This is a genomic window from Sulfitobacter sp. NFXS29, assembly GCF_040148765.1.
Classification (GTDB): Bacteria; Pseudomonadota; Alphaproteobacteria; order Rhodobacterales; family Rhodobacteraceae; genus Sulfitobacter.
Genome location: NZ_JAGDED010000006.1, coordinates 218,942 through 231,477, shown reverse-complemented (window position 1 = coordinate 231,477; position 12,536 = coordinate 218,942). Strand labels below are relative to the sequence as shown.

Genomic DNA, 12,536 nt, shown 5'->3' with positions numbered 1-12,536 from the left:
CCTTCCACACACGGGCCGCCTTCATCCCGAATACCGAACTGCCGCAAAACAGCGCGCACCCCATACGCCAGCTGCCCAAAATTTCAAAGTTCGGCTGCCAACTGCCCAATCATACAGCACCCTTTCTGCGGTGCAGAAATTTTCCCGGGGTCAGGGCTTGCCGGCTCAGCCCTCTAAACTGAGGCTGTAGAGGCTCCGCTACGGGGGCGCCGCGAACGGAGCTGTCCGGCAAGGGGGCCATCCGCGCGTAACTATAATAAACGCTGTGTGGAAAAGCATCTGGCCTTTGGCATGCTTGCGTCTCCGCTCTTCCGCACACCAAACGGGGATACCGTCATGAGACTTTCCACCAAACGCACACTTACTGCGACCGCTGCCCTATTGATCGCAGGTTCAGCCGCCAGCGCGGAATGCGAGGACCCGATCAAGGTTGGCGTGCTGCACTCTCTGTCCGGCACGATGGCCATTTCCGAGACCACGTTGAAAGACACGATGGAGCTTCTAATCACGCAACAAAACGCTGCGGGCGGTCTGTTGGATTGCGAAATCGAAGCCGTTGTCGTGGATCCCGCCTCGGACTGGCCTTTGTTCGCCGAAAAGGCGCGTGAGCTTCTGACCGTGTCCGAGGTGGATGTCATCTTCGGCTCTTGGACATCTGTTTCGCGCAAATCCGCATTGCCTGTTCTGGAAGAGTTGAACGGCCTGATGTTCTACCCGGTTCAGTATGAGGGCGAGGAAAGCTCGCGCAACGTGTTCTATACGGGCGCGGCCCCGAATCAGCAGGCGATCCCTGCGACCGATTATTTCCTGGAGGAACTGGGCGTCGAGAAATTTGCTCTGCTCGGCACAGACTATGTCTATCCCAGAACCACCAACAATATCCTTGAACAGTACCTTTTGGACAAGGGCATCCCCAAGGAAAACATCTTCGTTAACTATACACCCTTCGGGCATTCGGACTGGTCCACCATTGTGGCGGATGTGGTCGAACTGGGGGCGGATGGCTCTCAGGTGGGCGTGATCTCGACCATCAACGGCGACGCGAATATCGGCTTTTACAAGGAGTTGGCGGCTGCCGGTATCTCGGCTGACGACATTCCGGTCGTGGCATTTTCGGTCGGGGAGGAAGAGCTTTCGGGTCTCGATACCGCTGATCTTGTCGGCCACCTCGCGGCGTGGAACTACTTTCAATCCGCAGAATCCGACGCGAACGATGAGTGGGTCGCCGCTTGGAAAGAGGCGATGGGCGAAGACCGCGTGACCAACGACCCGATGGAAGCCCATTACATCGGTTTCAACATGTGGGTGAACGCGGTCACCGAAGCAGGCACCACGGATGTGGATGCGGTGCGTGCGGCGATGTATGGGCAGGAATTCCCGAACCTCACCGGCGGGACGGCTGTCATGCTGCCCAATCACCACCTCGCCAAGCCTGTCTTGATCGGTGAAATCACCTCTGACGGCCAGTTCGACATCATTAGCCAGACCGAAGAAGTGCCCGGCGATGCATGGACGGACTTCTTGCCTGAATCGGCTGTTCTGGTCTCGGATTGGAAAGAGCTTGAGTGCGGCATGTACAATACCGAAACCAAGACCTGCGTTCAGTTGACCTCAAACTACTAACGCCAACTGTCGGGCGCGTCCTCACCCGCGCCCGACCCTCTTTCTGAACACTCTTTCCGTCCGAAAGCCCCATATCTTATGGTTCGAATACTGCTCAGCCTGATGTGCTTGCTGACATCCGTCAGTCTTGCATCCGCTCAGGAACTTCAGTCTGTTTTGCAGACCCACGTCGAAGAGGTGGCCAAGCCATCGCGCAAGTCGGTCGGCGTATTGCTGGACGATCTGGTAGCATCGGGCCTGCCGCAGGTTCCTGTTTTTCTTGAGCAATGGGCCGAGCGGAACGTCTGGCAAGACGATGCAACGGGCCTGTTCTACTTTGCAAAGGAAGCCGGCGATACACTCACGCTGCGCGACCTTGATACGGGCGAAGAGACGGCGGCTTCTTCAGACAGTTTCAGCCAGCTGCGCCCCAACGGCGGCGTGCGGCGTGTCATCGGCACGGCATTGGTGCAGTTCCAACTGTCAGATCCCGACCCCGAACGCCGCAGCGCCGCCCTTGAAAGCATCGCGCGACGCAGCGATGCCAGCCAGCTTGACCCGCTCTTGGCCTCGCTCGAAGGAGAGAATGATCCCATCCTGCGCGCCCGCAAAGAGCAACTGAGCAATTTCTTGACCGCGCGCTTCGGAGCGGCCCCCGAGGCGCGCATTCGTGCGATCGAAAGCCTGCCTTCCGACACCTCTCTCGAAGCCCGCGCGGTGTTGAGCCAAATTCTATCTGTAACGACAGGCGTTGCGGCCGAGCAGCCCGAGGGTAACATCGCCCGTATTCTTGACCCCATGGCGGACCCTTCGGCAAGCTATGAGACGCTGGTCGAAGCCGATCTTGCCCCTGCAATCGTGCCGCCGAGTGATATTCGCGCTGCCCTTGAAGCCAATATCGTCGATGGCCGCGTCGGCGGCATCTCTTTGGCGCAATTGGACGACCCGGACAGGCGGATGGACGCGTATCGCGCGCTTGCCGAGGCGGGGACCGTGCCGCCGTTGGTAACGCCGGATGATATCGACACCGCCCTGCAGAATGCCGTCTTCTATGAACGCTACGAAGAGGATGACAGGGCGATCACCGACGCTGCCCGCACCACGCTTGACGCGGTTGAGACGCAGGTCGGCTGGGCGCAGATCTTTGATTTGACGTTGGACGGTTTGTCGCTGGCCTCGATTTATTTCCTCGCAGCGATTGGGCTGGCGATCACCTTTGGGCAGATGGGGGTCATCAACATGGCCCATGGCGAGTTTATCATGATGGGCGCCTATACGGGCTATGTCGTGCAGCTCATCGTCCCTGACTACACGGTCTCGCTGCTCATCGCGCTGCCGCTTGCCTTTGCCGTGACCTTTGGGGCGGGTGTCGCAATGGAGCGGCTGGTGATCCGGCATCTCTATCACCGCCCGCTTGAAACCTTGTTGGCGACCTTCGGCATCTCAATCGCCTTGCAGCAAATCGCCAAGAATATCTTTGGCACGCAGGCCCGCCCGCTGACCTCGCCTGAGTGGCTTCGGGGCGCGCTCGTGATCTCGGATGTGGTTCAAATCAGTTACATCCGCATCGCCATATTCGTGCTGGCGCTGATCTTTCTATTTTTGCTGCTGTATATCCTCAAGCGCACGCGCCTTGGTCTGGAGGTGCGCGCGGTGACGCAAAACCCCGGCATGGCGGCCTCGATGGGCATCAACCCTGACCGGATCAATATGATGACCTTTGGGCTGGGGTCGGGGATCGCAGGGGTCGCGGGCGTCGGCATCGGCCTTTATGCGCAGGTCACCTCTGAGATGGGCGCGAACTATATCGTGCAAAGCTTCATGACCGTCGTGGTTGGCGGTGTTGGATCGGTATTCGGCACGCTGGCCGGAGCGGGGCTGATTGGCTTCCTGCAAAAGGGGATCGAGTGGTTGAACCCGTCCAACACACTGGCGGCACAGACCTACATGATCCTTTTCATCATCCTGTTCATTCAATTCCGGCCCAAGGGCATTGTTGCCGCCAAAGGCCGGGCAGCGGCGGATTGAGCCATGACCCAGACGCACAGCCAACGACGGTCTTTCATCGGCCGCAATCCTTCGGTTCTCTACTTTCTTGCCGCGCTCGGCCTCTTTACAGTCCTTGTGACGGTGATGTCCGAAGCCGCCGGTACCGGTCTTGTCTCAACCTCCTTCGTCAAGACATTGGGCAAGGCCCTGTGTCTTTGCCTCGTGGCCATCGCGATGGACGTGGTTTGGGGGTATTGCGGCATCCTTAGCCTCGGTCATTTCGCCTTTTTCGGGATCGGCGGCTACGCCATCGGGATGTGGCTCATGTATGCGCGTACGGAAAACATCGTCGCGGACAGCCTCGCAGGTCAGGTCATCCCGCCAACCCCGCAAGAGATTTCAGACGCCATCGGAAACCAAATTTTCGGTGTCGTCGGCTCATCGGAATTCCCATTGATCTGGGCCTTCGCGGACAACCTTTTTATCCAATTGGCTTTCGTCGTGCTGATCCCCGGCGCTCTTGCGCTGGTCTTTGGCTGGCTTGCATTCCGCAGCCGCGTCAACGGCGTTTACCTGTCGATCCTGACCCAAGCCATGACACTGGCGCTCGCGCTCTACCTGTTTCAGAACGACAGCGGTTTGCGTGGCAACAACGGTCTGTCGGGCCTGCAAAACATCCCCGGCTTCGCCGAAAGCGGCCAAGACGCTGTTTCCATCGTCTTTTTCCTAGCCTCTGCCTTGGCGCTTGCTCTGGGCTATCTGTTTTTCGCGTGGATCACCGACAGCAAGCTGGGCAATGTCATCCAAGCCATCCGTGACGATGAATCGCGCGTTCGTTTTCTGGGCTACCATGTAGAGAGCTATAAACTCTTTGTCTTCACCATCACCGCCATCGTCGCAGGCATCGCCGGTGCGCTTTATTACCCGCAAGCGGGCATCATCAACCCGGCTGAAATCGCCCCCATCGCGTCGATCTATCTCGCGGTATGGGTCGCCATCGGCGGGCGTGGCCGGCTATACGGCGCGGTGATCGGTGCGGCAGTGGTCTCGCTTTTGTCCAGTTGGTTTACGGGCGGCGGCGCGCCCAGCATCAATCTGGGGGTCTATACGATCCACTGGGTCGATTGGTGGCTGGTGCTGCTTGGCCTGAGCTTTGTACTTATCACGCTGTTTGCGCCCAAGGGCATCGGCGGCCTCTTTGACAAACTGGTGCGCAAGTCATGAGTTCTCTTTTGGAAATGTCCGGAATCTCGAAATCTTTTGACGGGTTTCAGGCGATCAAGAACCTTAGCCTACAGATCGGTGAACCGGAATTGCGCGCGGTGATCGGCCCCAATGGCGCGGGCAAGACGACCTTTATGGACATCATCACCGGCAAGACAAAGCCGGATGAGGGCTATATTCTGTTTGGTGATGACAGCCGCTCTCTTATTGGCATGTCGGAAAGCCAGATCGCGATGCTTGGGATTGGGCGCAAGTTTCAAAAGCCGACCGTGTTTGAGGCGCAAACCGTGCGCGAAAACCTTGCCATGGCGTTAAAGAACCCGCGTGGCACATTCTCGGTCCTGTTCCACCGCAAGACCTCGGAAGGGGCGGCGCGGCTTGAAAAGATCGCAGACGAGATCAACCTGACCGCCCATCTCTCCCGCCCCGCCGGAGAGTTAAGCCACGGGCAGAAGCAGTGGCTGGAGATCGGGATGCTGCTTGCGCAATCGCCCCGCTTGCTGCTGGTGGATGAGCCCGCCGCAGGCATGACGGCGCATGAACGCGAACACACCACAGACATTCTGAAAAAGGCCGCCGAGACCCGCGCCGTTATCGTGGTGGAACACGATATGGAGTTCGTACGGCGGCTGAATTGCAAGGTGACCGTGTTGCACGAAGGATCGGTGCTGGCCGAAGGGTCGCTGGATCATGTCACCAACAACCAGACTGTTATCGACGTTTATTTGGGGCGCAGCGATGCTGGAGATTGAGAACCTAAACCTGAAGTACGGGCAATCTCAGATACTTCATGAGATTACGTTGAACGCGCCCGTGGGGCGGGTGACCTGTGTGACGGGCACCAACGGGGTCGGCAAAACCAGCTTGCTGAAAGCCATCGCCGGGCGGCATCCTTTTTCGGGCGGGCGGATCAGGCTTGATGGTGAGGAATTGCACCCGGGCCGTGCGGCCCTGTCGGCCAAAGCGGGCGTCGGATATGTGCCACAGGGGCGCGAGATATTTCCTTTGATGACCGTTCAAGAGAACCTTGAAACGGGCTTTGCCTGCCTTCCCAAATCCGAGCATAAGATCCCGGACGACATTTTTGAGCTTTTTCCGGTCCTCGCTGAGATGAAGGCCCGGCGCGGGGGGGACTTGTCTGGTGGGCAACAACAGCAGCTTTCCATTGCCCGGGCGCTTATCGCCCGCCCCAAGGTGCTGCTGTTGGACGAACCGACCGAAGGAATTCAGCCCAATATCATCCAGATGATTGGCCACACCATTCGCCTTCTGCGGGATCGGGGGGAATTGGCCATCGTGTTGGTGGAGCAGAATTTCGAATTTGCCTACCTCAATGCCGATCATTTCCACGTCATGCAGCGCGGAAAAATCACCCAATCGATCCCAAAATCCGAAGCCCAACGCGCGCAACTCTTGGACGCGCTTGCGCTATAAGTGACCGTTGCTGCCTGCCTTGCGCGCAGGCCCGGCTTGCCCGCAAGGCGCAAAACCCTTCTATTATTGTGAAGCGGCGGGGCAGCAAAGTCTTGACTTCCCGACCGTCAAACGGTGTACCTGCGCGAAACCTGAAATAGCCCTAGGAAGGGACCATCATGCACGCCTATCGCAGCCATACCTGTGCCGATCTGAGCCTTGAGAACAAGGGTGACACTGTGCGCCTGTCCGGCTGGGTGCACCGGGTGCGGGACCACGGCGGTGTGCTGTTTTTGGACCTGCGCGACCATTACGGGATCACTCAGGTCATCTGCGACCCTGACAGCCCGGCCTTCGCCGAGATGGAAAGAGTCCGTGCGGAATGGTGCGTGCGCATTGATGGCACCGTAAAGGCGCGGGACGAAAGCCTTGTGAACCCCAAGCTGCCCACCGGCGAGATTGAGGTCTATGCGCGCGACATCGAAGTGCTGGGCTCCGCCGCTGAACTGCCGCTTCAGGTCTTCGGCGAGCAGGAATACCCCGAAGAGACGCGCCTGCGCTATCGCTACCTCGACCTGCGTCGCGAGAAGATGCAAAAGAACATGGCGCTGCGCTCCGACGTTGTGACCTCCATCCGCAAGCGCATGTGGGATCAGAACTTCCGTGAGTTCCAGACGCCGATCATCACCGCATCTTCCCCCGAAGGCGCGCGCGACTTCCTCGTGCCCAGCCGTCTGCACCCGGGCAAGTTCTACGCCCTGCCACAGGCGCCGCAGCAGTTCAAACAGCTGCTGATGGTCTCGGGCTTTGATAAATATTTCCAGATCGCACCCTGCTTCCGCGATGAAGACCCGCGCGCCGACCGCTCGCCCACCGATTTCTACCAGCTCGACATGGAGATGTCCTTTGTCACCCAGCAGGACGTTTTCGACACGATCCAGCCGGTGATCGCAGGCATTTTCCAAGAGTTTGGCGGCGGCAAAAAGGTCGATGAGACCTGGGAGCAGATTTCCTACAAAGACGCCGCGCTGTGGTATGGCTCGGACAAGCCCGACCTGCGCAACCCGATCAAGATGCAGGTGGTCTCGGAGCATTTCCGCGATTCCGGCTTTGCGATCTTCGCCAAGTTGCTGGAGCAGGACGGCACCGAGATTCGCGCGATCCCCGCGCCCAAGGGCGGCAGCCGCAAGTTCTGCGACCGCATGAATGCCTTTGCTCAAAAAGAAGGTCTGCCCGGCATGGGCTATATCTTCTGGCGCGATCAGGGCAACGGGATGGAGGCGGCTGGCCCGCTGGCCAAAAACATCGGCCCCGAGCGCACCGAGGCGATCCGCCAGCAGTTGGACCTAGGTGTCGGCGATGCGGCCTTCTTCCTCGGCGGTAAGCCGAAGTCGTTTGAAGCAGTCGCAGGCCGCGCGCGGAACGTGATTGGCGAGGAGCTGAACCTTACCGACAAGGAGCGTTTCGCCTTTGCATGGATCGTGGATTTCCCGATCTACGAGCGCGACGAAGAGACCGGTAAGATCGACTTTGAACACAACCCCTTCTCCATGCCGCAGGGCGGGATGGAGGCCCTGCAGGGCGACCCGCTCAAGGTGCTGGGTTATCAATATGACCTCGCGTGCAACGGCTATGAGCTGGTCTCGGGTGCGATCCGGAACCACAAGCCCGAGATCATGTTCAAGGCGTTTGAGATCGCAGGCTATGGCGAAGACGAGGTGCGCAAGCGCTTTGGCGGTATGGTTAACGCCTTCCAATACGGCGCCCCGCCCCACGGTGGTTGTGCCGCCGGTATCGACCGGATCGTCATGCTGCTGGCCGAAGAGCAGAACATCCGCGAAGTCATCCTCTTCCCGATGAACCAGCGTGCCGAAGACCTGATGATGAACGCGCCCTCTGAACCCACCAGCGATCAGCTGATGGAACTGGGCTTGCGGGTCATCCCGCAGGAGTGATCCTGTCTGAATGAAGCGTCATCCCCGGCTCAGTCGGGGGTGATATTGCCCGGTAGGATGCCCAGCACCAGAACCGGGCAGCCGCCGCTGCGCCCGGCGGCGATGCGGCTGATAAGCTTATGGGTGCCGGTGGTGCTGGCCCCGAACTTCGCGGCTACGGTCTTGTCGGTCTCATTGCCGAATTTATCCAAGCAATTGCCGAGCGATTTGAAAAACCCGTTCGACAGTTCGCGTGTCACGATGACGCCAACGTCGATCACCCCCGCTTCGAAAAAGCTGCGAAAGGCATAGAGGTCACGGTCGTAGGTCTGGTCTTTGCTGTTCCACTCATAGTCGAAAGCCACGCGGCTGCGCCAAAAGTCGACCATATGGTTGTGGATGAAGTCCTCGCGGATGATGCGGTCGACCTCGGGGGCACTGTCGCCCTTGCCAGCGGTAAGTTGCACCAACAGATCGGCCTTGATGCGCACTTCTTCGTGGAAATTCTCGGCCGCCGCATATTGCGCGAAACGGGTGGTGGCCGACATGCGATTGCCCCCCGGCGCGCGGATTTCATTGCGGCTGATTGTGAACTGCCGCAGCACGCGGATGATCGCGGCCAATTCCTCGGGCGCGCGCTGTTGCAGTACGGCGGCGGCGCTGCGGTAGCTGGTAACAGAATAGCGGTCGCGCAGATCGACGGGCAGCAGGTCTTCGACAAGCCTTTCATCGTCGAAAACCGCGTCGTCGATGCGCCGCGCCAGATTACTCAGCCGCGACACTGGAATTGTAGCTGTAGGTCTTCCAATCGGGCTTGTAATCCGCCTCGGCCTGATTGCCCCAAACGGTCCAGCCCTCGCGGACACCGCGCCCGAACAGTTCGAGGTAGGGGCCCCAAGAACAGCTTTCGATCAGGTCATATTGCTCATCCGGCTTGCGCGAATGCTCCCGCTTGCGGGTCTGCATCATGTTCACCTGGCGCCGCCCGGCATCCAAGGTGCGCACGTTCTTGCCGCGCACGCCGAACAGCAAAATTTCGGTCACATTGCGGAAATAGAACCCAACGCCACGCCCGTCACTGCCACCGTCTTTGCGGATTTTGTGCCAAATGATGTTGGATTTATATTCAAATCCCCAAGCCTTGAGCACCTGCAGCCCCTCGGGCAGCAGCGCGTTCGGCACCCACATGTAACAATGCGCGCGATCTTCGAGGTGATCGGCCACGGGCAGGGCGCAGATGTCATCCACCGTCATCGTGGGATAACGGGCCAAGCGCTTATGCTCTGGTGCGACCTTGCCGGTGCGGTTGGTGAAGCGCCACGGCGGGTCCGCCATGACGCATCCAAACCGGTCTTTGCCCAGAAAGTCGCGTAGGTCTTGTGATGGATTATCGCTCATATCCAATATATTGCGTTTCCTCGGGCTTTCTTGCAACCGCTACCTGCCCAGAGGGGCTGGATATCCACAAGAACGTTAAGAGAACACGTTTATCAGGCAAGAGCGGCTCGGGTCAATCCTCAAGACTGTCTTCGCGCTTTTCCTCGATGAGTTTGGCTTCCTTTTCCTTACGCTTCAGGAACTTGTCGCCGAAGGCGTCGTTCTGCTCTTCGCCGATGACCTTCTTGGCGCGGGTGAAAAGCTCGTCTTCTTCCTCGTCCATGTGATGTTCGTAGTCATGCTTGAGTTGCTTGAAACGAGTCAGCCAAGCAGAAGAAGACATATCGGTTTCGCGCAGCTCTTCCATGATATCGTCAAGCTGCTGGTGTTCGTGGACCGAATGGCGCGCGTGATCTTGGCCCCATGTTTCTGACATCAGCGTGGAATAAAAGGTCTCTTCCTCGGCGGCGGCATGGGATTTCACGTCATGGTAAAAACGGTCCCAAGCCTTGCGGCGTTCGGCGCTGTCGCCTTCGGTGTCGGCAATGGTGTTGAGCAAGGCGCGGTGTTCATCATGATCTTCTTTGATCGTGTCATAGATAGAGGGCATGGGAAAAATCCTTTGGTGTTACCTGTGGCTAACGCCGAAGCCACCGGCAGGTTCCCGCCCTAGAAGACCGCACCATTCGCCGCTTGGCTGGCGACCTGTTGGAACAGCCCGCCTGTTTGGGCGTGAAATGCCGCCAAAGTAACGATTACCAGCCCCAGAACATTCGCGCCCACAACGATCCAATCGACCGGCTTTGCGGGTTTGGCGCTGTCCTTGGCGTGGTGCTGGGTCATCTCACCCTCCGGGGGTCGCTGGCGTTTAGCGTAATGCTGCAGGCTGAATGTGGCATGAATGTGTAGCTCGGATGCCAAGACTGGGGTCTGATGGGATTATTTCAAGTTTATTCATCTTGGCGGCCCGATAAGCGCGGTGCATAACTTTGCTATGAACAGCAGATCAGACCCGCGCCCTGTCGGGCCCACGATTGAGAATTGGGCCGAGCCCCAACGGCCTGCCGGTGAGGTGCTCACCGGGCGCCATGTCGTGTTGGAGCCGCTTTCGGCAGAGAAACACGCCGCGCTGCTCTACCCCGCCTATGTGGGGGAGGACCACGTTTGGGACTATCTGCCCTACGGGCCATTCTCTTCGGCGGCGCAGTATCACCGCTGGGTGCGCGATAGCGCGGCGCAGGTTGATCCGTATTTCATGGCAGTGAAAGACCGCGCGCGGGATCAATGGGTGGGCGTGGCAAGTTTTCTGCGGATCAAGCCCGAGGCAGGCAGTATCGAGGTGGGCCACATCAACTTCAGCCCCGCCCTACAGCGCACCCCCGCGGCGACCGAGGCGATATTCCTGATGATGCAATGGGCCTTTGAGGCGGGCTACCGACGGTTCGAGTGGAAATGCGACGCGCTCAACCGTCCGTCCCGCCGCGCCGCGCAGCGGTTGGGGCTGAGCTATGAGGGTGTTTTTCGGCAAGCGACCATCGTCAAGGGGCGCAACCGCGACACGGCTTGGTTCGCCGCGATCGACACGGAATGGCCCGCGCTGAAAGAAGCGTTTGAAGCTTGGCTGTCCCCCAGTAACTTTGACGGGCAGGGGCAACAAAAGGAACGGCTTGGTGATCTGACCCGCCTTGTTCGTGTAACGAGCGACCCGATGCTTTAAGCGGCCTGCCTGCCGGATGGGTTAAATCGCAATTTTTTCGGTCAATCGAATCTGGATCATCCCGGCTATGGTCGCGGCCTCTGGTCCCGCGGGTTGGCCGAGGGCGCGTTTATGGGCCAAAGCCCTTGCCGCCTCTTCCAGCCTAAGGTCATTCGCGGAGCGGGCAACGCCGCAGAGAAATTGCGCGACATAATCAAGCGTGGGCTCATCCGGTTCGCCGCCGAGCACGCCAGCGATATGGGCAATGTCATCTTGAAAGCCGATTCGGTCCGGGGAGACATCTTCATCCGGAAGGGCGCGCAGGCCCACGGGGCGACGCTCTTCGGGGAGGGTTTTCAGAATGGCCTGCTGGAAGGATGACAGTGATGTAATCGGCTTCGCGATAAACCCATCGACCCCGGCCGCGCGGGCATCAGGCTCCATATGGCTGTCGCCAGAGATGGCGATGATCGTTTCCACTCGTGGCGTGCTTTGTGTGAGTTCGGCGATCAGGTCCAGACCGCTGCCGTCGGGCAGGCCAAGGTCGACCAGCGCCACGGCGGGGCGATAGACCTGTAGATGGCGCCGGGCAGAGCGCAAACTATCTGCCCGCCTGATCCGCGCGCCAGAGCGTAGACAGAGCAGGCGCATCGCCTCGCAAGCGAAACGGCTGTCTTCCACCACCAAAACGGTGAGGCCCAGCAGCGGTCGCTCCGCCGTGGGGGTGGGGGTGGGGGTGGTTCTTTCAAAAGGGTCGGTGTCGTCCATGATCGCCTCCAACAACATCTGCTACGCTATCGATACGCCGCGTTGGCTAACGACGCGTTAACGTGACGCATTGTTGTTCAGCAGGCGGGCAGGCATAAAGCAGGCAAATCACGAGGAGCACCCAAGATGATCGGACGTCTTAACCATGTGGCCATCGCCGTGCCGGATCTCGATGCGGCGGCGGATCAGTATCGCCACGCGCTTGGCGCAAAGGTCGGCGCGCCGCAGGCCGAACCGGATCACGGGGTGACCGTGATCTTTATCGAACTGCCCAACACCAAGATCGAATTGCTGCATCCTTTAGGCGATGACAGCCCGATCAATGGCTTTCTAGAAAAGAACCCGGCGGGTGGCATCCACCATATCTGCTATGAGGTTGACGACATCATCGCGGCGCGCGATCACCTGAAATCCACCGGCGCACGGGTGCTGGGCTCGGGCGAGCCCAAGATCGGCGCCCATGGCAAGCCGGTGCTGTTCCTGCATCCCAAGGATTTCAACGGCGCGCTCGTCGAGCTTGAGGAGGTCTGAGC

Annotated in this window: 13 protein-coding genes; 8 read left to right on the top strand and 5 right to left on the bottom strand. The window is 59.2% G+C overall.

The features are described 5' to 3' along the window. Nucleotides 1-336 precede the first annotated feature (336 nt). The 6 genes from urtA to aspS all read left to right on the top strand — a co-directional run bounded on the left by urtA (nucleotide 337) and on the right by aspS (nucleotide 8,183). Entirely contained in the window at nucleotides 337-1,623 is a 1,287-nt protein-coding gene (urtA, locus tag J3456_RS11900) for an urea ABC transporter substrate-binding protein (protein ID WP_067624380.1), read from the top strand. A gap of 78 nt (nucleotides 1,624-1,701) precedes the next feature. Next, nucleotides 1,702-3,630 (top strand): urea ABC transporter permease subunit UrtB, encoded by a 1,929-nt coding sequence (gene urtB / locus J3456_RS11895; protein ID WP_349580431.1) that lies wholly within the window; start codon nucleotides 1,702-1,704, stop codon nucleotides 3,628-3,630. Nucleotides 3,631-3,633: 3 nt separating this feature from the next. Then, nucleotides 3,634-4,815 carry an urea ABC transporter permease subunit UrtC gene (gene urtC / locus J3456_RS11890; protein ID WP_259947403.1) on the top strand — a complete coding sequence of 394 codons (1,182 nt, stop codon included), beginning with the start codon at nucleotides 3,634-3,636 and terminating at the stop codon, nucleotides 4,813-4,815. Continuing rightward, complete coding sequence (urtD, locus tag J3456_RS11885) at nucleotides 4,812-5,567, top strand: urea ABC transporter ATP-binding protein UrtD (protein WP_349580430.1); 756 nt, start codon at nucleotides 4,812-4,814, stop codon at nucleotides 5,565-5,567. The genes urtC and urtD overlap by 4 nt, the downstream gene beginning before the upstream one ends. Then, on the top strand, nucleotides 5,554-6,249 hold the full coding sequence (gene urtE, locus J3456_RS11880; RefSeq protein ID WP_349580429.1) for an urea ABC transporter ATP-binding subunit UrtE: 696 nt from the start codon (nucleotides 5,554-5,556) through the stop codon (nucleotides 6,247-6,249). The genes urtD and urtE overlap by 14 nt, the downstream gene beginning before the upstream one ends. A gap of 158 nt (nucleotides 6,250-6,407) precedes the next feature. Beyond that, nucleotides 6,408-8,183 (top strand): aspartate--tRNA ligase, encoded by a 1,776-nt coding sequence (gene aspS, locus J3456_RS11875; RefSeq protein ID WP_349580428.1) that lies wholly within the window; start codon nucleotides 6,408-6,410, stop codon nucleotides 8,181-8,183. A 29-nt stretch (nucleotides 8,184-8,212) separates the two neighbouring features. On the opposite strand, the gene J3456_RS11870 is transcribed toward aspS, so the two are convergent. From J3456_RS11870 to J3456_RS11855, 4 genes are all read right to left on the bottom strand, one after another. Next, on the bottom strand, nucleotides 8,213-8,944 hold the full coding sequence (locus J3456_RS11870; protein WP_236627484.1) for a BglII/BstYI family type II restriction endonuclease: 732 nt from the start codon (nucleotides 8,942-8,944) through the stop codon (nucleotides 8,213-8,215). Beyond that, nucleotides 8,928-9,560: an MT-A70 family methyltransferase gene (locus J3456_RS11865; RefSeq protein WP_067623744.1), complete on the bottom strand. Its 633-nt coding sequence runs from the start codon at nucleotides 9,558-9,560 to the stop codon at nucleotides 8,928-8,930. Before J3456_RS11865 ends, J3456_RS11870 begins: the two co-directional genes overlap by 17 nt. 112 nt (nucleotides 9,561-9,672) lie before the next feature. Next, nucleotides 9,673-10,149 (bottom strand): hemerythrin domain-containing protein, encoded by a 477-nt coding sequence (locus tag J3456_RS11860; protein ID WP_349580427.1) that lies wholly within the window; start codon nucleotides 10,147-10,149, stop codon nucleotides 9,673-9,675. Nucleotides 10,150-10,208: 59 nt separating this feature from the next. Continuing rightward, on the bottom strand, nucleotides 10,209-10,382 hold the full coding sequence (locus tag J3456_RS11855) for a hypothetical protein (protein WP_349580426.1): 174 nt from the start codon (nucleotides 10,380-10,382) through the stop codon (nucleotides 10,209-10,211). A gap of 151 nt (nucleotides 10,383-10,533) precedes the next feature. Between J3456_RS11855 and J3456_RS11850 the strand changes: the two genes are divergently transcribed. Next, nucleotides 10,534-11,256, top strand: a complete 723-nt coding sequence (locus tag J3456_RS11850) for a GNAT family N-acetyltransferase (RefSeq protein WP_259947417.1) — start codon at nucleotides 10,534-10,536, stop codon at nucleotides 11,254-11,256. A 21-nt stretch (nucleotides 11,257-11,277) separates the two neighbouring features. Here J3456_RS11850 and J3456_RS11845 read toward each other — a convergent pair whose 3' ends face one another. Beyond that, nucleotides 11,278-12,003: a response regulator gene (locus J3456_RS11845; RefSeq protein WP_349580425.1), complete on the bottom strand. Its 726-nt coding sequence runs from the start codon at nucleotides 12,001-12,003 to the stop codon at nucleotides 11,278-11,280. Nucleotides 12,004-12,129: 126 nt separating this feature from the next. On the opposite strand from J3456_RS11845, the gene mce reads away from it, so the two are divergent. Next, nucleotides 12,130-12,534, top strand: a complete 405-nt coding sequence (mce, locus tag J3456_RS11840; RefSeq protein WP_067623753.1) for a methylmalonyl-CoA epimerase — start codon at nucleotides 12,130-12,132, stop codon at nucleotides 12,532-12,534. The last annotated feature ends 2 nt before the right edge of the window (nucleotides 12,535-12,536 follow it).